This window comes from Acidipropionibacterium virtanenii, from assembly GCF_003325455.1.
Taxonomy (GTDB): domain Bacteria; phylum Actinomycetota; class Actinomycetes; order Propionibacteriales; family Propionibacteriaceae; genus Acidipropionibacterium; species Acidipropionibacterium virtanenii.
This window is the reverse complement of record NZ_CP025198.1, coordinates 2,665,167-2,685,846: the sequence shown is the minus strand read 5'-3', so window position 1 is coordinate 2,685,846 and position 20,680 is coordinate 2,665,167. Positions and strand designations below refer to the sequence as shown.

Annotated in this window: 18 protein-coding genes; 6 read left to right on the top strand and 12 right to left on the bottom strand. The window is 68.2% G+C overall.

Annotated elements, in window-relative coordinates; all coding sequences use genetic code 11:
• The first annotated feature begins 35 nt into the window (after nucleotides 1-35).
• Both JS278_RS12515 and JS278_RS12510 read left to right on the top strand, forming a co-directional pair.
• Nucleotides 36-296, top strand: a complete 261-nt coding sequence (locus JS278_RS12515; RefSeq protein WP_147243209.1) for a hypothetical protein — start codon at nucleotides 36-38, stop codon at nucleotides 294-296.
• Entirely contained in the window at nucleotides 293-697 is a 405-nt protein-coding gene (locus JS278_RS12510) for a PIN domain-containing protein (protein WP_114045476.1), read from the top strand. The genes JS278_RS12515 and JS278_RS12510 overlap by 4 nt, the downstream gene beginning before the upstream one ends.
• Nucleotides 698-719: 22 nt before the next feature.
• Here the strand turns inward: JS278_RS12510 and JS278_RS12505 are convergent, their stop codons facing one another.
• From JS278_RS12505 to cysS, 5 genes are all read right to left on the bottom strand, one after another.
• On the bottom strand, nucleotides 720-2,186 hold the full coding sequence (locus JS278_RS12505; protein ID WP_114045475.1) for a glycine hydroxymethyltransferase: 1,467 nt from the start codon (nucleotides 2,184-2,186) through the stop codon (nucleotides 720-722).
• A 73-nt stretch (nucleotides 2,187-2,259) separates the two neighbouring features.
• On the bottom strand, nucleotides 2,260-3,459 hold the full coding sequence (locus JS278_RS12500; protein WP_181833723.1) for an MFS transporter: 1,200 nt from the start codon (nucleotides 3,457-3,459) through the stop codon (nucleotides 2,260-2,262).
• A 2-nt stretch (nucleotides 3,460-3,461) separates the two neighbouring features.
• Nucleotides 3,462-4,064, bottom strand: coding sequence for a class I SAM-dependent methyltransferase (locus JS278_RS15875; RefSeq protein WP_147243208.1), 603 nt, complete (start codon nucleotides 4,062-4,064; stop codon nucleotides 3,462-3,464).
• A complete protein-coding gene (gene rlmB / locus JS278_RS12490; protein ID WP_114045472.1) occupies nucleotides 4,057-5,028 on the bottom strand; it encodes a 23S rRNA (guanosine(2251)-2'-O)-methyltransferase RlmB in 972 nt (323 codons plus the stop codon). Before rlmB ends, JS278_RS15875 begins: the two co-directional genes overlap by 8 nt.
• A 39-nt stretch (nucleotides 5,029-5,067) precedes the next feature.
• Nucleotides 5,068-6,513 (bottom strand): cysteine--tRNA ligase, encoded by a 1,446-nt coding sequence (cysS, locus tag JS278_RS12485; protein ID WP_114046319.1) that lies wholly within the window; start codon nucleotides 6,511-6,513, stop codon nucleotides 5,068-5,070.
• 49 nt (nucleotides 6,514-6,562) lie between these two features.
• Here cysS and JS278_RS12480 point away from each other — a divergent pair, with 49 nt between their 5' ends.
• Complete coding sequence (locus tag JS278_RS12480; protein ID WP_147243207.1) at nucleotides 6,563-6,844, top strand: hypothetical protein; 282 nt, start codon at nucleotides 6,563-6,565, stop codon at nucleotides 6,842-6,844.
• 12 nt (nucleotides 6,845-6,856) lie between these two features.
• Here JS278_RS12480 and JS278_RS12475 read toward each other — a convergent pair whose 3' ends face one another.
• Entirely contained in the window at nucleotides 6,857-8,254 is a 1,398-nt protein-coding gene (locus JS278_RS12475) for a DUF4032 domain-containing protein (protein WP_181833722.1), read from the bottom strand.
• 40 nt (nucleotides 8,255-8,294) lie between these two features.
• Complete coding sequence (locus JS278_RS12470) at nucleotides 8,295-9,446, bottom strand: trans-sulfuration enzyme family protein (protein ID WP_114046317.1); 1,152 nt, start codon at nucleotides 9,444-9,446, stop codon at nucleotides 8,295-8,297.
• 339 nt (nucleotides 9,447-9,785) lie between these two features.
• On the opposite strand from JS278_RS12470, the gene JS278_RS15870 reads away from it, so the two are divergent.
• Nucleotides 9,786-10,652 (top strand): VldE C-terminal domain-containing protein, encoded by an 867-nt coding sequence (locus tag JS278_RS15870; protein WP_147243206.1) that lies wholly within the window; start codon nucleotides 9,786-9,788, stop codon nucleotides 10,650-10,652.
• 315 nt (nucleotides 10,653-10,967) lie between these two features.
• Nucleotides 10,968-11,759: a VldE C-terminal domain-containing protein gene (locus JS278_RS12455; protein ID WP_114045468.1), complete on the top strand. Its 792-nt coding sequence runs from the start codon at nucleotides 10,968-10,970 to the stop codon at nucleotides 11,757-11,759.
• A 196-nt stretch (nucleotides 11,760-11,955) separates the two neighbouring features.
• Here the strand turns inward: JS278_RS12455 and JS278_RS12450 are convergent, their stop codons facing one another.
• The 5 genes from JS278_RS12450 to JS278_RS12430 all read right to left on the bottom strand — a co-directional run bounded on the left by JS278_RS12450 (nucleotide 11,956) and on the right by JS278_RS12430 (nucleotide 18,158).
• Nucleotides 11,956-13,053: an ABC transporter ATP-binding protein gene (locus JS278_RS12450; RefSeq protein ID WP_114045467.1), complete on the bottom strand. Its 1,098-nt coding sequence runs from the start codon at nucleotides 13,051-13,053 to the stop codon at nucleotides 11,956-11,958.
• A 190-nt stretch (nucleotides 13,054-13,243) separates the two neighbouring features.
• Nucleotides 13,244-14,719, bottom strand: a complete 1,476-nt coding sequence (locus tag JS278_RS12445) for an MFS transporter (protein WP_181833907.1) — start codon at nucleotides 14,717-14,719, stop codon at nucleotides 13,244-13,246.
• Between the two features lie 327 nt (nucleotides 14,720-15,046).
• Nucleotides 15,047-15,733, bottom strand: coding sequence for an HAD family hydrolase (locus JS278_RS12440; RefSeq protein ID WP_181833721.1), 687 nt, complete (start codon nucleotides 15,731-15,733; stop codon nucleotides 15,047-15,049).
• A 1-nt stretch (nucleotide 15,734) separates the two neighbouring features.
• Nucleotides 15,735-16,574, bottom strand: a complete 840-nt coding sequence (locus JS278_RS12435; protein ID WP_114045464.1) for an MBL fold metallo-hydrolase — start codon at nucleotides 16,572-16,574, stop codon at nucleotides 15,735-15,737.
• Nucleotides 16,575-16,703: 129 nt separating this feature from the next.
• Nucleotides 16,704-18,158 (bottom strand): L-serine ammonia-lyase, encoded by a 1,455-nt coding sequence (locus JS278_RS12430; protein ID WP_114045463.1) that lies wholly within the window; start codon nucleotides 18,156-18,158, stop codon nucleotides 16,704-16,706.
• A 195-nt stretch (nucleotides 18,159-18,353) separates the two neighbouring features.
• Here JS278_RS12430 and JS278_RS12425 point away from each other — a divergent pair, with 195 nt between their 5' ends.
• Complete coding sequence (locus JS278_RS12425) at nucleotides 18,354-20,669, top strand: ROK family protein (RefSeq protein ID WP_114045462.1); 2,316 nt, start codon at nucleotides 18,354-18,356, stop codon at nucleotides 20,667-20,669.
• Nucleotides 20,670-20,680 lie beyond the last annotated feature (11 nt).

Below are 20,680 nucleotides of genomic sequence, written 5' to 3'. Positions count from 1 at the left end.
CCGTGCTGCACGGGTTCGGTGGTATCGTGTTGCCCATGGCGAATCTGACGATCACGGTTGACGAGGAGACGCTCAAGCGCGCCCGTATTCGGGCGATCGAGCGAGGAGAGTCCGTCAACCGCGTCCTCGCCCAGCGGTTGGAGGAGTACGCGGGAGCCGACGCCGAACGCGAGCGGAGGCAGAAGGCCGCCGATGACTTCGCCGAGTTCGCCCGCACCCACAGCGGCAGCAGCGGAGGGCGCGGCTGGACCCGCGAGGATCTGTACGAGGAGCGGCTCGGGAAGAATCCGGCGTGACTGTCTTCTTCGACACGAACATCATCGCCTACATGTTCGATGACGGTCAGCCCGTCAAGCAGCACAGAGCCTTCGAGATCTTCTCCCAGAGCGCGCCGGATGCAGTCATCAGCACTCAGGTGCAGATCGAACTGTGCTCGGTGCTGACGCGCAAGCTGGGCAAGAGCCGTGAGGACGCGGCCCGCGTCCTGCGGGAGTTGAGACTGGACGTCGTCCCCACCGATGAGGCGCTGGTTCTCGCCGCCGCCGACGCGGCGGCGGAACATCAGCTGTCGATCTTCGACGCCCTCGTGCTCGTCGCGGCCGGGCGGGGCAGATGCTCCGAGCTGTGGACGGAGGATCTGGCCACCGGCAGCACGCTGGATGGCATCCGCATCGTCAATCCGTTCCTCGCGGGCTGAACTGCCGTACTGCTCAGCCCCCCTACAGCTCCAGGCCGGGGTAGAGCGGGAAGTTGCCGACCAGCTCGTCGGCCTCGGCATGGACCCGATCGGCGACGCCGTCGGCCATCTCGTACTTGGCCTTGCCCGGCCTGCCGGTCGACGCCGTCTTCGCAGTGGTGGCCGTCAGGGCCTCGACGATCAGGGCGGCGACTCGGTCGAACTCGTCGGCGCCGAAGCCGCGGGAGGTGAGCGCCGGCGTGCCGATCCTCACTCCGGAGGTGTACCAGGCGCCGTTCGGGTCGGCGGGGATCGAGTTGCGGTTGGTGACGATGCCGGAGTCCAGCAGCGCGGCCTCGGCCTGCCGGCCGGTCAGCCCGAAGCTGGTGGTGACGTCGAGCAGGTTGATGTGGTTGTCGGTGCCGTCGGTGACGAGCTTGACGCCGCGCTTCATGAGCCCCTCTGCCAGGGCCTTGGAGTTGTCGGCGACCTTCTGGGCGTAGTCGCGGAAGGCCTGGGTGCGGGCCTCGGCCAGGGCGACCGCCTTGGCGGCCATGACATGGGCCAGCGGGCCGCCGAGCACCATCGGGCAGCCGCGGTCGACGTCGTCGGCGTACTCCTTGTTCACCAGGATCAGGCCTCCGCGGGGCCCGCGCAGGGACTTGTGGGTGGTGGTCGTGACCACCTGGGCGTGGGGCACCGGGTCCTCGTCGCCGGTGAACACCTTGCCGGCCACCAGGCCGGCGAAGTGGGCCATGTCGACCATCAGCACGGCGCCGATCTCATCGGCGATCTCGCGCATCCTGGCGAAGTTCACCCGGCGCGGGTAGGCCGAGTAGCCGGCCACGATGACCAGCGGCTTGAACTCGCGGGCCAGCTCGCGCACCTTGTCGTAATCCAGCAGACCGGTCTGCGGATCGGTGCCGTAGGAGCGCTGGTCGAACATCTTGCCCGAGATGTTGGGGCGGAAGCCGTGGGTGAGGTGCCCGCCGGCGTCCAGGCTCATGCCGATCGCGCGCTGGTCGTTGAACCTGTGGCGCAGGGTGTCCCAGTCCTCCTGGGAGAGGTCATTGACGTTCTTCGACCCGAACTCGGCCAGCGCCGGGGTCTCCACATGGTGGGCCAGGATCGACCAGTAGGCGGTGACATTGGCGTCGATGCCCGAGTGCGGCTGCACATAGGCGTGATCGGCGCCGAACAGCTCCCTTGCGTGCTCGGCGGCCACCGCCTCCACGGTGTCGACGTTCTGACAGCCCGCGTAGAAGCGGTGGCCGATGGTGCCCTCGGCGTACTTGTCGGACAGCCAGGTGCCCATGGTGGCCAGCACCGGCAGGGAGGCGTAGTTCTCCGAGGCGATGAGCTTGAGGGAGTGACGCTGGTCGTGCAGCTCGGCCCTGGTGGCGTCGGCGATCCGCGGCTCGACCGAACCGATGATGTTCAGCAGGGTCTGGTAGGCCGGGGAGGCCTGCTCGTTGATGCTCGTGGGTTCCGGGTAAGTGGACTCGGGCACTGATTCCTCCTGTTGTGGGGCGGTCTCACCCTAGTACGCGGCTCCGGCGCGCAGGCTTGCCTGAGACGGCGTCTCACACCGTGCTGCGCCGGTCCCGCAGCAGTTCCAGGGCGAAGACGACGCCGGCGGCCGCCACGAAGGCCAGGGCCGCGATCACCACGCCGTGCCAGCCGAACCGGCTCCAGAGACCGACGGCCACCGCGGAACCCACCGACCCGCCGATGAAATAGGTCGTCATGTACAACGAGTTGAGCCGTGAGCGCAGCGTGGGCTCCTGGGCGTAGACGACGTTCATGTTGGTGACGTGGGCGCTCTGCAGCCCCAGGTCGACGAGGATGAAACCGATCCCGAACATCACCACCGACCACGTCCCGAACCACATCGCCAACCACCCGGCCGCCAGGATCGCCAGGCCCGACGCCACCGCGCGGTTTCCCAGTCCGCGATCGGCCAGCCTGCCCACCGGGCCGGCGGCGAAGGCGCCCACCACCCCGAGCAGTCCCAGCAGCCCGATGACGCCGGGGCCCAGATCGTGCGGCGGGCCGGCCAGCAGCGGCGTCATGGTCGCGAAGCAGGCGCTCATCGAGGCGAACAGCAGGGCCGAGATCACCGCCCGGGAGCGGACCTTCGGATAACGCGTCCAGGCCTTGGCCATGGATGCGGGCACCCGGGTGAGGCTGAAGGTCTCGGGAACCGGCACATCGGGCAGCGCCCGCCACAGCGCGGCGGCCATCGCCACCAGCAGCACGCCCAGCACCCAGTAGGCGGTCTTCCAGCCGCCCACCATGCTCAACATGCCCGAGACCGCGCGGGCCACCAGGATGCCGACGAGCAGCCCGGTCATCATGGTGCCCACCGCCGATCCGCCCCTGCCGGGGGCGGCCAGTTCGGAGGCGAAGGGCACCAGCACCTGCGCGGCCACCGAGAACAGCGAGCCCACGGCGGTGCCGATCATCATGACGGTGAAGGTGGTCGACACGGCGGCGGTGAGCAGTCCCGCCGCCGAGAGCACCAGCAGAGTCACGGCGAGCTTGCGCCTGTTGACCATGTCGCCCAGCGGCACGAAGAGCACCAGCCCCAGGGCGTAGGCGAACTGGGCGACGGTGACGCTGGTGGCGGCGGTTGCCACGGGGACGCCGAAGTGCCGCGAGATCTCGTCGAGCAGCGGCTGGTTGAGGTAGTTGCCGCCGACGCACAGGCCGGTGGCCGTCGCCATGAGGAGCAGAAGGCTGTGACTGAGACCCCGGCCTCCGGGCTGCTCCTGCGCACTCACCATCAACCTCCTGGTCGGGTCACCCAGCACTCGGTGGTCATCGGAATCGAGACCGCGTCCAAGGTTGCCACGGCGGGGTCGGTGGCCAGAATCTCCCGCCATCCGGACATCCATTCCGTCCGCTGCTCATCGGTGGCGGTGAGCCACTGCGAATGGGTCCGCCACAGCGCCAGGAAATCCTCCTTGAGCATCGTGCGCGACCACTCGACGTCATACCGGGTGAAGGGCAACCAGCCCGGGCCCGGCGCGGCTGGCGTGCGGTCTGGGCCGCGGTTGAGTTCCGAGCCCCGCGGCACATTGCGGATCGCCTCGATGCGGGCCAGCCATCCGGAATCGGTGTGATCGGTGTTCCAGGCCAGCCCCAGGGGTCGGGCCCCGCGCATCACGCGGGCCAGTTCGCGGCCGAGGGCCACCAGGCGGTCAGTGAGCTTTCCGGTGCCGGCCCCCAGATCCAGCACCCGCCCGCCGGCCGGGGCTCCGGCCACCAGATGTCTGACGGCCTCGATCGGGTAGTCGGGGCGGTAGCGCTGGTAGTCGGTGGCTGCCTCTCCGAATGAGTGTGCGCGGGCCTGCCGGTCGGAGGGGGAGATCCGCCCCTCAATCACCGGAGCCCGCCCCGCGGACTCGCGAGACCTCGTAGAGGGCGATGGAGGCCGCGACCGAGGCGTTGAGGGACTCGACCGTGCTGGTGATCGGGATGGAGGCCAGCACATCGCAGGTGTCGCGGGTGAGTCGTGCCAGGCCCTCCCCCTCCGAGCCGATCACCAGCACCAGCGGGCCGTCGAGCCCGGGTGCGTCGGTGATGTCGGCGTCGGCCTCACCGGCCAGCCCCACCACGGTGTAGCCGGCCTTCTTCAGCTTGGTCAGGGCCTGGTTGAGGTTGGCGGCCATCGCCACCGGGATGCGGGCGGCGGCACCGGCCGAGGTCTTCCAGGCCGCGGCGGTCATCGACGCCGAGCGGCGCGAGGGGATGAGCACCCCCTGGGCGCCGAATGCGGCCGTCGAACGGATGATCGCGCCCAGGTTCCGCGGGTCGGTCACCTTGTCCAGGGCGACGATGAGCCCGGCGGCGGGCGACTCCACGCCGGCGGCGATGAGATCGTCGATGTCGGCGTACTCATACTCGGGCAGCCGGATCGCCACGCCCTGGTGGTTGGTGCCGCCGGTCAGCCGATCCAGCTCGCCGCGGCTCACCTGGAGCATCGGCATCGAGTGGTCTGCGGTGTGGGACAGGATCTCGCGCAGCCGCGAGTCGTGCTCGGCGCCCTCGGCGACGTAGGAGGCGCGCACCGGCAGCCCGGCGTGAAGGGCCTCCAGGACGGCGTTGCGGCCGATCACCCATTCGGGGCCGACCCCCTTCGGGGCCTTGGCGCCCTGTCTCGGCTGGCGGTTGTCGTGCTGCTTGTCCTTGTAGGCCTTGTGGTAAGGGCGGTCCTCGGCCTTGGGGGTCGGTCCGCGGCCCCGCAGGCCGCGGCGCACCCGGCCACCGGAGCCGGCCGTGGCGCCCTTGCCGGCGAACTTGGAGGAACGGTTGGTTCCAGCACCTCGACGCTGTGAGTTTCCGGGCATGGTGCCTCCTGTGGAGCTGGATCGTTGCGGTGATGGAAGTCAGCTCAGTGACCAACGGGCCCCGGCGGGGGTGTCCTCGATGGTCAGGCCGAGACCCGACAGTGTGTCACGGATGGCGTCGGCGGTGGCCCAGTCCTTGCGGGCCCGCGCCTCCTGACGCTGGGCGAGCATGGCCTGGACCAGTCCGTCGACCACCGGCTCGAGCTTGTCCTCGGCCGAGCCGGGAGCATCGATCCACTCGGGGCCGTCGGGATCCAGGCCGAGGACGTCGAGCATCCGGCGCACCGCGGCCAGCGAGACGGCGGCGGCCCCCGCGTCCCCCGAGGCGATCGCCCGGTTGCCGGCACCGATGGCGTCGAAGAGGGCCGCGACGGCTGTCGGGGTGCCCAGGTCGTCGTCCATCGCCGCGGCGAAGGCCTGCTCCTCGGCGGTCGGGGAGGGATCGACGTCGTCAACGGCTGGTCCCACCAGTTCGACGGCGCGGCGCAGGAAGCCGTCGATCCGCTCGACGGCCTTCTCGGCCTCGTCCAGGGAACCCAGGGTCTGCTCGTCGGCGGGGGAGAACTCGATGGTGGAACGGTAGTGCGGGGCCAGCAGGAAGTAGCGGACGGCGCGCGGGTCGTGGTCGCGGGTCACCTCGGTGACCCGGGCCGTGTTGCCCAGCGACTTGCTCATCTTCTCCCCGGCCATCGTCACCCAGGCGTTGTGCATCCAGTAGTGGGCGAAGGGCCGACCGGCCGCCGCGGACTGCGCCAGCTCGTTCTCGTGGTGGGGGAAGCGCAGGTCGATCCCGCCGCCGTGGATGTCGAAGGCGTCGCCCAGGTATTTGCCGGCCATCGCCGAGCACTCCAGATGCCAGCCCGGCCGACCGCGCCCCCAAGGGGTGTTCCAGGAGGCGGTGAGCGGCTCGGAGCCCTTGTGACCCTTCCACAGCGCGAAGTCGCGGGGGTCGTGCTTGCCGCGCGGGTCGGAGTCCTCGGCGGGGGCCATCTCGTCGACCTTCATGCCCGACAGCTCCCCGTAGCGGGGCCACGAGCGCACATCGAAGTAGACGTCGCCGGACCCGTCGGCGGCGGGGTAGGCGTGGCCGCGCTCGATGAGGATCGCGATGAGCTCGATCATCTCGGGGATGTGACCGGTGGCGCGCGGCTCGTAGGTCGGCGGGCGGCATCCCAGGGCGTGGTAGGCGGCGTGCAGCTCGGTCTCGAAGTGGTAGGCCAGCGCCCACCACGGGACCCCCTGCGCGGCTGACTTGTTGAGGATCTTGTCATCGACGTCGGTGACGTTGGCCACCACGGTGATGTCGTATCCGCTGTGCTCCAGCCAGCGACGCAGGACGTCGAAGACGACCTCCTTGCGGATGTGGCCCAGGTGCGGCGATGACTGCACCGTCATGCCGCAGTGGTAGATCGTCACCTTGCCGGGCGTGAGTGGGACGAACGTCTCGATCTGGCGCGACGCGGTGTTGTACAGCTGGAAGGTCACGGGGGACAGCCTACCGGCGCCGCGACCGACGGCGTTTACCATGGGGGTCATGGCCGAGATCCGCAAGCACAAGCCGTCCTCCGGCGCGATCGCCCAGGCCCTCGCGGCGGCGATGGGCGAACCGATCCGACCCACCGCGCCGGGATCCAAGCCCTTCGACGACGAGGACGAGGATCCGGGCACCGCCGCTCACGGCCCCGCCAGGTCGGCGTCGTCGGCCCCGGTGAACCTCTCAGAGGTGGGCTCGGCCGCAGGGTGGAAGGGGATCACGGTGGCGTCGCTCCCGAAGAAGAAGGTCGTCGAGGAGTCCGACGAGGATGAGGACGACTGACTCCGTTCTCCGCTACTTCTTCGCCTTCGCGCGCAGCGACGCCATGTCCAGGAAATCCGGTGCCGCCTCCTCCTGGGCGCCGTCCTCCCACGGATCGTAGGGGGGCTCGTCCTCCTGGTCCTCCACGTACCCCAGGGAGGGGTCGTAGGGGTTGACCATCTGATGGACGGCCTGCTCACTGACATTCTCGCCCTCGACCGGGACCACCGATTCGGCGCTCATCGCCTCGTCGGGCAGTTGGGCGAGCACGTCGCGCACGTATCCCTTGGCCGCATCCACGTGGGAGACCTCGCGATTCTCGCGCTGCGACTGGTACCAGCGGTAGTCCAGGACCTCGTGGAAGAACTGTGCCAGCTCCCGCTTGCGGGCCAGCTCCGGCGGGATCTGGGCGATCACCGGTTCGAAGCACTCGGTGAGCCACATGTGCGCGACCACGGCCTCGTCGGCCTGCTGGAGACCCTTGCGGGCGCGGAAGGTGTCGAGGTCGTTGAGGAGACGGCGGGCCTGGTTCTCCTCGACGTCCAGCCCCGTCAGACGCATGAGCCGGCGCTGGTGGTGGCCGGCGTCGACGACCTTCGGCTGGATGCGCAGGGTGGAGCCGTCGGGCGAGGTCTCGATATCGAGCTCGGCGACGTCGAAGCCCAGCGCGTTGAGACGACGCACCCGCGACTCGACCTGGGAGATGTCGGAGCCGGCGTACTCCTCCGCTCCGGTCAGTTCATCCCACAACTCGCGGTAACGGCTCTCGATGGTGGTCACCAGATTGAGCGGATCCAACGAGGAGTCGAGCATGTCGCCCTCCTCCAGGTCGAGGAACTCGCCGAACATATTGGTGCGGGCGATCTGCAGGTCGTGCTCGCGCTGCCCGTTGGTGAGGGCGTCGTGGAGCTCCCCGGTCTCGGCGTCGACGAGATAGGCGGCGAAGGCATCGGCGTCGCGGCGGAACAGCACATTCGACAGGGAGACGTCCCCCCACAGGAAGCCCACGAGATGGAGCCTCACCAGCAGCACGACGAGGGCGTCGAGCAGCCTCATCACGGTGCCCTGGCGCACGCCGGTGTGGAACAGCGACCGGTACGGCAGGGAGAACTGCAGGTGGCGGGTGATGAGGACCGGGTCCAGCGGCTCCCCGTCGATGTCGGCGCGCCCCGTCACCACCCCGATCGGCTCCACCGAGGGGGTGCCCAGGCGATCGAGGTCGTGGAGCAGCCGGTACTCGTGGATCGCCAGGTGCTCGACGACCTCCTTGGCCGCGTAGACCGACTCGCCCACCTTGATGAATCGGACCACGTGGCGGGAGATGCCTCGGGGCAGCGCCACCAGCCGGTCAGTCGGCCAGTCGGCCAGCGGAGTGCTCCAGGGCAGGGGGAGCAGCCGCGCGTCGGGCTTGGCAGACAGGAATCGCGTCACGAGGGCAATTCTGCCACCGGGCGCGTAGCCGGGTGGCGGGTCACACCCGCTCCAGCGCCTCGTGGAGGCAGGCCAGCAGATCCCCGGCCGGCTCGATGCCCACGCTCATCCGCACCATCGACTCGGTGACGCCGGCATCGGCCTTGGCGCGTTCGCTCATCGCGGCGTGGGTCATCGTGAAGGGATGGCAGACCAGCGATTCCACCCCGCCCAGGGACTCGGCGAGGGTGAACCCGCGCAGCCCGTCCAGGAAGCGACGCACGGCGTCGATCCCGCCGTCGAGCTCGAAGCTGAGCAGCGAGCCGGGGCCGTCCTGCTGCTTGCGGGCGAGGCGGCGACCGGGGTGGTCCGGCAGTCCCGGCCAGTGAACGGCATTCACCGCGGGGTGGGAGGTGAGGAGTTCGACGATCCGCTCGGTGTTCTCGGCATGCACCCGGAGTCTGGCGTCGAGGGTGCGCAGGCCGCGCAGGGTGAGCCAGGAGTCGAAGGGGGAGGCGGTGACCCCGATGACATTGGCCAGGTACCTGATCTGCTCGGCACTCTCGGCGGTGGCCGAGACCACTGATCCGCCGACGACGTCGGAGTGCCCGTTGATGAACTTGGTGTCGGAGGAGATCACGTGGTCGGCGCCGAACTCCAGGGGCCGCTGCAGAAGCGGGGAGCAGAAGGTGTTGTCCGCCGCGACGACGGCGCCCCGGGCATGGGCGAGCCTGGAGACGGCCGCGATATCGGTGATCCGCAGCAGCGGATTGGAGGGCGTCTCGATCCAGACCAGACTGGTGCGCACCTCCTGGCCCTCGAAGGCGGTCAGCGCCGTCTGCAGCGAGGGGAGGTCGGTCTCATCGACCCAGTCGACGGTGAGGCGGCCGGTGCCGGCCCAGGTGTCCAGCAGGCGCCAGGTGCCGCCGTAGCAGTCGTGCGGCGCGATGACATGGCCGCCGACCGGCACCACGGCGTCGATCAGCAGGGCGATCGCCGACATGCCGCTGGAGGTGATGGTGCCTCCTGCTCCTCCCTCCAGGGTCGCCAGCGCCCGGCCGAGCTGGTCGCGGGTGGGATTGCCGCCGCGGGAGTAGTCGATCGGGGGACGTCCGTCCAGGCCTTCGAAGCCGTAGTTGGTGCTCAGGTAGATGGGCGGGACGACGGCGTTGTGCTGGTTGTCGACGTTCATCCCGGTCGTCAGGCCGCGCATTCGTGCGGACAGTCCCTCCATGGAAGCCTGGTGGTCGTGGCCGGAGGCGGGGGACGGGCTGTCAGCTGCATTCATGATTTCTCCTGGTCCGCGGGTTGATGCCTGCGTCGTGGTGAACTCTAGCGATCAGTTCGGGTGGTGCTCCGCGCTCGCCAGTACGTGAATCAGCGGAGGTGGTGTGCGGCGTCCGTGCCGTGCGCGGATCGAGGGCGAAGCCGATTTCGTCCCACGTGCCTCAGACCGCCGTCTATGAAGTTCTCAGGTAATTTTTGGTTTTTCTTCAGGATGGGTTAATGTGTGGACACACGCCCACCGCGTTCCCGATCCCGGAGGAGAACTGTGTTGAAGTCGACCCACGCTCAGCCCAGGCGCATGTCGGAGGACGAGGCCTCCGAACATCGTTCCGAGCCGCGCCGGGCCATGCCGGGTGCCGGTAGCATCCTGCGGCAGCGACTCACAGCCGGTGTCAGCGCGTTCGCTGTCGCCGCCGTGGTGGGCACGGCCGTCGTGTCCAGCGCATCGGCATCCTCCAAGCAGTCCCTGGCCGGGGCGGCTGTCTCGCCCACCGCGGCCCAGGCGAAGGCTTCGAGCGCCTCGAGCGCTCCCCGTCGCGCGGAGCGGACCCCGGACGTGAGCAGCCGGGTGAGCAAAGAGATCAGTCGTTCCCAGGCTCGCAAGCCCCAGCGTGCGGCGATCGCCGACGCCAGGGTCTCCGGTGCCCTCAAGGACAAGGCGACCCCCACACCTACACCCACACCGACACCGACGGCCACTGCCACCAAGTCTTCCGAGTCGCAGGACTCCGAGTCCTCGGAGAAGTCGAGTTCGTCCTCCAGCTCCTCGAGCAGCTCCTCCTCCAGCAGTTCATCGACCACCCTCGACGTCGACACCAGCGGCCTGAGCGCCAACACGGTGGCCGTGATGAAGGCCGTCAAGGCCAAGTTCCCCGGCGTTCAGATGCTCACCGACGGGTCTCAGGACCACGCCAGCGGCAAGGCCGTCGACTTCATGGTCTCCGATTCGGCCACCGGCGATGCGATCGCCGAGTATGTGCGCTCCAACGCCTCCTCGCTCGGCGTGCACTACGCGATCTGGAGCCAGAAGATCTGGAACATCCAGCGCAGCGGCGAGGGCTGGCGGCCCATGGAGGATCGCGGTTCGACCACCGCCAACCACTACGACCACGTTCACGTCTCGGTGAACTGAGTCTTTTCAGCGTGACGCCCCGGCCTGAACGGTCGGGGCGTTGGCGCGCTCTGCGGCGCCGCACATGTTCTGGCCCGTGGCGCCGGAGAATTTACAGCACGCCGTTCACCGACGCAGCCCCGGGACTGGATTCTGAGGATTCTCTCTGTGAGAGCCTGTGTGCGTGGTCCGGTGAGTGCCCTTGTCAGAAGCGCATGAGACACAGCCGACGGCCAGTTTCTATGAATCTCTTAGATTATTTTTGGTTTTCCTTCAGGTTTCGCTAGCGTCGGGTGTGCCGGGCTGATCCAGCAGCCCCGAATCGAAGGAGATGTCATGTCCTTCCTCACCCATCCGGCTCCGAAGCACATGCTGGACACGCCAGTTGCCGATACCGACACCCGCTCGCGCGCAGTCGAACCCCGCCGGGCGAAGCCCAGAGTCAGCGTCGTCGTGGGGCGTCGGCTGGCCGCCGGCGCCGGCGCACTCACGGCGGCCGCAGTGATCGGCTCTGCCGCGGCCACGACCGCCTCGGCGACGCCGCAGAGCCACCGTGAGAGCCAGTCGGTGTCGGGCTACTCGGGCTCGCACCATTCGGGATCCGAAAGGCACGGCTACCGCGGCTACCACGGAGACCGCGGCTACCACGGGTACCGTCACTCGCACCACGCTTCGACCTACACGGGGTCCTCCGGCTCGGGATCGTCCTCAAGCAACTCGGGGACCTCCTCGAGCAGTGCCGCGAACTCGAGCGGCTCCTCGGCCGCATCCACCAGCACCTCCGCTGTCAGTTCGGACGGCCTGAGCGCCAACACCACTGCGGTGATGAAGGCCATCAAGGCCAAGTATCCCTCGGTGACCTTCTCGACCGGAGGTAGCCAGGATCATGCGACCGGTCATGCCGTCGACATCATGATCCCGAATGCGGGCAGCGCCTCGGGCAAGCAGCTCGGCGACGAGATCGCCGCCTATCTCAAGGCCAACCAGTCGACCTTCCATGTTCACTACCTCATCTGGCAGCAGAAGATCTGGAACATCCAGCGCGACTCCGAGGGTTGGAGGTCGATGGAGGATCGCGGTTCGACCACCGCCAACCACTACGACCACGTACACGTCTCGGTGTACTGATCGGTTGACGGAGGGGACGACCCCTCCGAGCTCGCCAGGGCTCACTGCCACCCCGAGCGTGTGGGGTCTGTGATCGCATGCCGGACCTCCGCGCTCGGCCTCCTCGGCCACTGACCGAATGCAGGCGGGCACATACAGACGTCGCTCCCGGACTTGAAAGCCCGGGAGCGACGTTCAGCTCAATCCGTGATGCGGGTCAGGAGATCCGATCGCCGCTCTTCTGGCTGAAGACGTGGACGAGGCTCGGATCCACACCGAGGCGAACGACATCGCCGCGCTTCGGAGGACGACGGGTGGAGATGCGGGCCACGATCTGGTGCGCCTCCCCGTCCTCGAGGCTGGCCACCTGAGAGCCCTCCAGGGCGCCGTAGAGGTAGGCGTCCGAGCCCATCTCCTCGACGGTCGCGACGTTGAGGCCGATGCCCTCCTCGCCCACCCCGAAATTCTCGGGGCGCACGCCGATGGTCAGCCTGGACTCGCCCGGGGCCTTGTCCAGGACCTCGCGGGCAACAGGCACGACGTAGTCGCCGATCTTGACGCCGCCGTCGACGACGTCGCCCTCGAGCAGGTTCATCGACGGGGAGCCGATGAAGCCGGCCACGAAGAGATTCTTCGGTGCATCGTAGAGGGTCAGCGGGGAGTCGACCTGCTGCAGCAGGCCGTCGCGCAGCACCGCCACCCGGTCGCCCATCGTCATGGCCTCGACCTGGTCGTGGGTCACGTAGACGGTGGTGACTCCCAGACGCTGCTGCAGGGCGGCGATCTGAGTACGGGTCTGGACACGCAGCTTGGCGTCCAGGTTCGACAGGGGCTCGTCCATCAGGAAGACCTGAGGATTGCGGACGATGGCGCGGCCCATGGCGACGCGCTGCCGCTGGCCACCGGAGAGGGCCTTCGGCTTGCGGGTGAGGAAGTCCTCCAGGCCCAGCAGCTTGGCGGCCTCGAGGACCCGCTGCTGACGCTCGGCCTTCGGCACGTTCTGCATCTTCAGGGCGAAGCCCATGTTGTCCGCCACGCTCATGTGCGGGTACAGGGCGTAGTTCTGGAAGACCATGGCGATGTCACGGTCCTTGGGGGGCAGGTCGGTGACGTCGCGGTCGCCGATCCAGATGCTTCCGGCGTTGACCTCTTCAAGGCCGGCCAGCATGCGAAGGGAGGTGGACTTGCCACAGCCGGAGGGCCCGACGAGCACCATGAACTCGCCGTCGCCGATATCAAGATTGAGCTTGCTGACGGCCGCGCGATCCGTTCCCGGATAGACGCGCGTCGCCTCCTTGTACTGAACAGTTGCCATGACGGCTGTTCCTTTCCACGGGCAGGTACGTGCCCGACGATCCGTTGTGGAAGGGGGAAGCCCGAAGGGATCCCCGGCTCGTGGCGATGTTCAGTCGCTCGAACCGTACATGAGCATAGCCGGAAATCTCCCGGTCGGGAACTCCACACCGCGTCATCCCGCGCCGCGCCCGCCGTCGGGTGCCGACTCCCTAGTGGGATGCGGTTGTGGTGTCATCTGTCGCCGGTTCCCGTCCGGTCCCGGACTCCATGAACCCGGGCTTGCGGAACGCGAAGGCGCAGATCGCACCGACAAGGACCGCAGCGGCGGGAAGCAGGATGGTCTGGGACATCGCCGTCGTGAATGCGCCCTTGAGGAAGTCGGGCAGGGCGCCGCTGCCGGCCGATGCGGCCGCTCCGCTCGGAGCCCGGCCCCCGGAGGCCTTCGAGAGTCCGGAGGTGATGCGGTCGGCCATCAGAGCCGCGATCGCAGCCGAACCGATCACCGATCCGAGCTGGCGGGTGGCGTTGTAGACGCCCGCTCCCGCACCCGCCTGGTGGAGGGGCAGATTGCGGTTGGCGGTGGTGGAGATCGGTCCCCACACGAAGGCGCTCCCGGCGCCCATCACGACCGAGGGGATGAGCAGCCACCACCAGTCGATGGTGGGCGACAGCATCGCCGAGTACAGCCACATGGCTCCCGACATGAGAAGGACGCCGGGGCCTGCGAGCAGCGCCGGGTGGACCCGGTCTGTGAGACGGCCGGCGGGTGCGGCGAGCACGAGCCCGAGGATCGACGACGGCGCGGTCATGAGCGCCGATTCTGTCGGCCTCATGCCGTGGACCAGCTGGAAGTAGTAGATGAGGGGGACGAAGAGCGACGTGACGGCGAATCCCACCGTGGCGATGGCGACATTGGCCAAGGAGAAGTTGCGGTCGCGGAAGAGATCCAGGGGCAGCAGCGGCTCATGGCGGTTGACGGCCTGCCACCACAGGAACAGCCCCATGATGACGACGCCTGCCGCGACTCCCGACCACACCCAGCCGTTCCAGTGGTAGGAGTTCCCCTCCTGGAGACTGAAGACGATGAGGAACATCGCGACACCTGAGATCGCCACGCCGGGCCAGTCGAACCGGTGGGTGTGGAGTTCCAGGGTCGGTACCAGCCGGGCCACGAGGATGACGCCCACGATTCCGATCGGTACGTTGACGAAGAAGATCCACTCCCAGCCGAGCCCGTCCACCAGCACCCCGCCGAGGATGGGCCCGATCAGGGTTCCCACTCCGGCCGTCGCGCCCCAGAGCGCCATGGCGCCGCCCCTGTTCTCCCGCGGGAAGGTGCGCGTCAGCACCGCCATCGGCTGAGGAGACATCACCGCGGCGCCCAGACCCTGGACGGCGCGCGCGACGATGAGGTTGGCGATCCCGCTTCCGGGCAGCAGGTTCGACAGGCCGCACCACAGTGAGGCCAGGGTGAAGACGACCAGGCCGATGAGGAAGACCCGCCTCGGTCCGAAGCGGTCGCCCAGGCGTCCGGTGACCAGCAGCGGGACGGCGTAGGCGAGAAGGTAGGAGCTGGTGACCCACAGCACACCGGTGGTGGAGGTGCTCAGGCCGCGCTGGATGGAGGGGTTGGCCACCGACACGATGGTGGTGTCGATGAGGATCATGAAGAAGCCGATGAGCATCGCCCACAGCGACGGCCACGGCCTGATCTCCTCGGGAGCCGACTGGCTGGCAGTGTGTTGATCGGGCACTCGACAAGGCTTCTGCCGGGGCGGGCCGGCGTCAATGCCGCGGACTGCGGTACCGCTACGCCGATCGCGGACGGGAGGTGCGCGCCGCCAGCATGCCGGCGACACGGATCACCCGCACCCGCGCCGGACGCCGGGCAGCCGAAGGAGCATCCGATAGGTCGCGTTCGAGGACATGGCTCACCGCATTCGGTCGAAGGGCGGCCACGCAGGCACAGGATCACATCGGCGTTCCCGGAGCCTGCCGGCATGGCGTCGTCGTCACCGATCCAACCACGCCTGGCCGAGGGCGGCGAGAGAAGGCACAGTGACCGAGGCGCCCGGCAGTCCGGGATTCACCGCGATCGAGGGCATCCCGGCGCGCGAGGCCGCCGCGATGCCGGAGCGGGAGTCCTCCACGACGACGCAGACCGCTTCCTCGGTCAGGCCGAGTAGATGTCGCGCGAGCAGGAAACCCTCCGGATCGGGCTTGCCGCGCTCGATGTCTTCGATGCTCACCACACCGCCCAGCACCGGCGTCAGGCCGGTGTCCGCGAGAACCGGTTCCACCATCGCCCGGATCGTCCCTGTGACGACGGCGCAGACGGTGCCGCGGGCGACCAGACCCTCCACCAGACGCCGATGCGACGGCGGCACGGGAGGATGCTCCCGACAGTCCTCCAGATATGACGCCGTGAGGTGACCGAGCAGCTGGTCCGAGGTGGCTGAACCATCGCGGACCTCCAGCAGCGCCCGGCAGATGTCGAGCTCGCTTCTGCCCATCAGGCTCGCGTACTCACCGGGGCCCATCGCCGGCTGGCCCAGGGTGGACAGGGCAGACTCATAAGCCTGTTCGAGGATCTCCTCGTCGAGGCTGAGCGTGCCGTTGAAATCGAACAGCACGGCGTCCGCCCGCTGCAGCAGGTCAACGGCCGCCTCGAGCGCAGTCGTGGCGGGAGATGCGGCCATCTCAGAACTCCGTCGACATGCCGTCGAAGGCGACACGGAACCCCATTGGTGCCGCATGCTCGACGAGCTGCTCATGGGTCGAACCGCAGTTGTGGGAGAAGTGGTTGGCCACGAAACTCGTGCTGGAGTCCGCCAGGCCCATCTCCATCAGACGCTCCCGGACCTCGGCGTTGCGCGGCAGGGACATGTGGATTGACATGCCGTTGTGGGTATATCCGCCGGTGCAGTCCAGCGACACGTAGTCATAGCGCACGCCGGCATCGGCGATCTGCTGCCAGCACGTCTCGGTGAGCGGCCCGGTGTCATGGGCGTACAACAGGGCCTTGTCGCCGTCGTCGATCCCGTAGAAGACGCAGTCGCCGTCGCGATGCCCGTGGGTCGCCTCGAAGACGTGGATGGTGAACCTCCCGTCGAGAATGGGGAAGGAATCGCCGCCGGTGACCGTGTGGAACCGCAGCCTCGGGGTCTCCTCCGTCTCCTCCAGATGCAGCGCGCGATCGAAGAACTCCCCGACGGTCCTGGTGCCGTAGACGTCGAGGGTGGCGGTGATGTTGTTGGCGTAGTCGGGGAGGCGGTAGGCGAGGTCCTCGCCGTAGAAGTGGTCGGAGTGCCAGTGGGTCACGAGGAGGACCGGGATCTGTGCCAGATTCAGCCCATACCGAATGGCGTGAAGGTATGAGTCACCGCCGAAATCCAGCAGCACGGTGTCGTCGACCAGCGCCTGGGCCTGGGTACGGACATCCTTGCCGCCGACCTCGCGGGCATGGATGCACAGCTCGTCCTGGCAGAACAGGGCCGGAATCCGCTCGGCGGCGCCGGTGCCCAGATGTGTGATCTTCAATGCTGTCGCTCCTGTGACTCGTGATGCGCCGAGCTGCTAGCACTCGACGTGCTGATGCGCCGAGCTGCTAGCACTCGACGTGCTGATGCGCCGAGCTGCTAGCACTCGACGTCCTGATGCGCCGAGCTGCTAGCACTCGACGATGTTCACGGCGAGGCCTCCGCGCGCGGTCTCCTTGTACTTCACCTTCATGTCCTTGCCGGTCTGCATCATCGTGCGGATCACCTGATCCAGGCTCACGACCTGCTGCTCGTCCCCCGCGCAGGCCAGCCTGGCCGCCGTCAACGCCTTGATCGCCCCGACCGCATTCCGCTCGATGCAGGGGATCTGCACCAGACCGCCCACCGGATCGCAGGTGAGTCCGAGATGGTGCTCCAGCCCGATCTCGGCGGCGTTGCACACCTGATGCACCGTTCCGCCCATCACCTGGGCCAGCCCGGCGGCGGCCATCGAACAGGCCACCCCTACCTCCCCCTGACAGCCCACCTCGGCCCCCGAGATGGACGCCGACTGCTGGAAGATCGTCCCGATCGCCCCCGCCGTCAGCAGGAAGTCGATGATGGCGTCGTCGTCGCCAGTGTCCACCCCCGGTGTGCCCGAGTCCGGACCGGTGTCCCCGACCAGGTACTTCACCACCAGGTGCAGGGTCGCCGGGACGATCCCCGCCGCACCGTTGGTCGGCGCGGTGACGATCCGTCCGCCGGCCGCATTCTCCTCATTGACCGCCAGCGCCCAGACCGTCAACCAGTCCAACGACCCGAACGGCTCGGGTCCGCCCGGAGCCAGCCGCTCGCGGCGCTCCAGATCGTGGTGCATCTTCATCGCCCGTCGCCTCACATGCAGGCCTCCCGGCAGCACTCCCGAGCGCGAGCAACCCCGCTCCACGCAACCGTGCATCACCTCCCAGACATGCAGCAGCCCTTCGCGCACCCGCTCCTCGGCCCGGGCGGGATCCTCCGACCGCAATGACACCTCATTGGCCATCATCGCCTCGGGGATGCTCATCCGGTTGTCGACGCAGTGCTCCAGCAACTGCGTCCCGGTGCGGAACGGGAAGGGTACCGGGGTGGAATCCGGCACCACCGCCGGGTGCCCGTCATCGCCGTGCTCCACGACGAACCCGCCGCCGATCGAGTAGAAGGTCCGCTCAGTCACCACGTCGTCCCCGGCCCAGCCGGTGAAGGTCATCCCATTGGGGTGGAAGGGCAGGGATCGCGTCCGGTACAGGATCAGGTCCTCATCGGCGTCGAACCCGATCTCCATCGCATCTCCAGGGCGGGCGGCATTGAGGGTGATGCGTCCGCTGGTGCGGATGGCCGCCTCCCGGGGCTTCATCGCATCGGTGTCCACGGTCGCAGGATCCTCGCCCTCCAGGCCGAGCAGCACCGCCCCCTCCGAACCGTGACCGTGACCGGTCGATCCCAACGACCCGAAGAGTTCTGCGCGCACCCGGGTCACCTCCCGGTAGCGGGGATCCGACGACAGATCGTCGGCGAAGACCCGGGCCGCCCGCATAGGTCCCACGGTGTGGGAACTCGACGGCCCGATGCCGATCTTGAAGATGTCGAAGACGCTCACAGCCACACTCTCATTATGGGCAGGGGGCGACGGCGGAGGGAAGGCGGGCAGCCCCGTCGGTCCGGACCGGATGGTGGGAAAACCGCATCAGATGTTGACAACAGCGGCATGCTGCACCGAAAGTGGAGCTGTTCATTTGAAAGACCCTTTCGAAAAGGTCTTTTGTAACCAATGTGTTTCAGTGCCGACACGGGAGTGGCGATGGTCAGCAGCGATCAGGAGGCGAAGCGCGTCAGGGCCGACGTCGTCCTCGCCGAGCTGCGCCACACCAGTCCTGCCACCATCCGCGATCTCGTGGCATCGACCGGGTTCTCCCGTCCCACCGTCATCTCCCTGCTGGGAGCACTGGAGTCCCACGCCGTCATCCGCCAGTCGGAGAACGGCGCCGGAAACGTGGTGGGCCGTCCGGCGGCCAGCTGGGAGATCGACCGCTCGGCGGGCATCGTGGTCGCCGCCGACGTCCTGGTGAGTTCGGTACTCCTCGTCGTCGCATCGACCCATGGCGAGATCCTGTCGACCCGGACTCTGGCCCTGCGCTCCCAGCAGCGCGAGGCACGGCTCACCGAGGTCTGCGAGATGATCGCCGACGCCGCGGGCCGTTGGACCTCTGAGCGCGGTCAGCTGCGTCAGATCGGGATCTCCACCACCGGCGTCATCGACGGTGACGGCGTCATCCAGCGCAGCGATCTGGTCCCGCAGTGGAACGGCCTGCCGCTGGCCGCAGAGATCTCCTCGCGCCTCGGCGTCCCCGTCATCGTCGACAATGACATCAACATGGCCGCCTTCGGCGAGTTCTCCGCACGGCGCCAGTCCGGCACCCTCGCCCCTGACGCCGATCTGCTCATGGTGCAGATGACCCGCGGCTTCAACACCGGCCTGGTGCTGGGCGGACGAATCCACCACGGACGCCAGTGGAACGCCGGCGAGGTGAGCGACATCCTCGGCCAGCCGCTCGACAAGTTCGACAGCCCCACCGACGAGTGGGTCGAGAGCGCCGCCGTCGCCATCGGCTCGGTGGCCGCCGTCATCGACCCCGATCTCATCGTCGTCTCCGGTCCCACCCCGGCCTCCCTGCTGGCCATCCGCCGGGTCGTCGCGCGGCTCATCAGCAACCGACCCGTCGGCGCCCCGCCCCTTCCGGCCCAGGTCTCCGGGCTCGGCTGGGCGGCCTCTGTGTCGGGAGCCCTGGGCGCCGCCCTCCAGACCGCGGCCGGGAGCCTGCTGGGCATCCCGGACCCCCGGCCGGTGCCCGTCCACCACTTCGACCTCGTCACAGCAGAACTTGAGAAAGGACCCCATTCCACAATGACGACGACAGTTCCCTCGCAACTCCGCACCGACACCCTGAGAGTCGGGGTGGTCGGCGTCGGGGCGCGGGCGATCCTCGCTCTCAACGCAGAGCTCGAGGAGAACAACGGCGCCATCACCGCCGTGGCCGAGCCCCACCACCTGGCCCGCGAACGGGTCTCCGAACGGCTCCACAAGAACCCCGACGAGGTCTCCATCAGCCCCGACGTCGCGGGCCTCATCAGGGCCGGGGTCGACGTCGCCTTCGTCACCTCCCCCGACGACACCCACGCCGACGCCACCTGCGCCCTGCTGGAGGCCGGCATCCCGGTCTATCTGGAGAAGCCGCTGGCCATCACCATGGAGTCGGCCACCCGGGTCCTCACCACGGCGTACGAGACCGGCACGAAGCTCTACGTCGGCCACAACATGCGCCACATGAACGTCGTCCGCTCGATGCGGGATCTCATCCGCACCGGCAGGATCGGCGAGGTCAAGGCGATCTGGTGCCGGCACTTCGTCGGAAACGGAGGCGACTACTACTTCAAGGACTGGCACGCCACCCGGGAGCACGGCACCGGCCTGCTGCTCCAGAAGGCCGCCCACGACATCGACGTGATGCACTGGTTCGCGGACTCCCACACCACAGACGTCGTCGCGATGGGCGGCCAGACCGTCTACAACCAGATCGCCGACCGCCACGACAACACCGACGACCTCATGGTCGACTGGTTCTCCCACGACAACTGGCCCCCGCTGAGCCAGAAGAGACTCAACCCGGTCATCGACGTCGAGGACATCTCGATGATGCTCATGAAGATGGAGTCCGGCGTCTTCGCCTCCTACGAGCAGTGCCACTACACCCCCGACTACTGGCGCAACTACACCGTCATCGGCACCGAAGGCCGCATCGAGAACTTCGGCGACGGCGAGGGCGGCCTGATCCGGCTGTGGAACCACCGCACCGAGTACAGCGCCGATGGCGACGAGCAGTTCCCGATCCTCGGCGACGCCAATGGCCACGGGGACGCCGACGTGCTCACCGTCTCCGAGTTCATCCGGTTCGTGCGCAGCGGCGCCCGCACCGACACCTCCCCCCTGGGCGCCTGGTACGCGGTCGCGGCCGGCATCGAGGCCACCGATTCGCTGCGGCACGGTTCGACGCCGCGGCAGATCCCGTCACTGCCCGGCGAGATCGTCACATATTTCCTCAACAACCAGGTCAAGTGACCGCAGGAAAG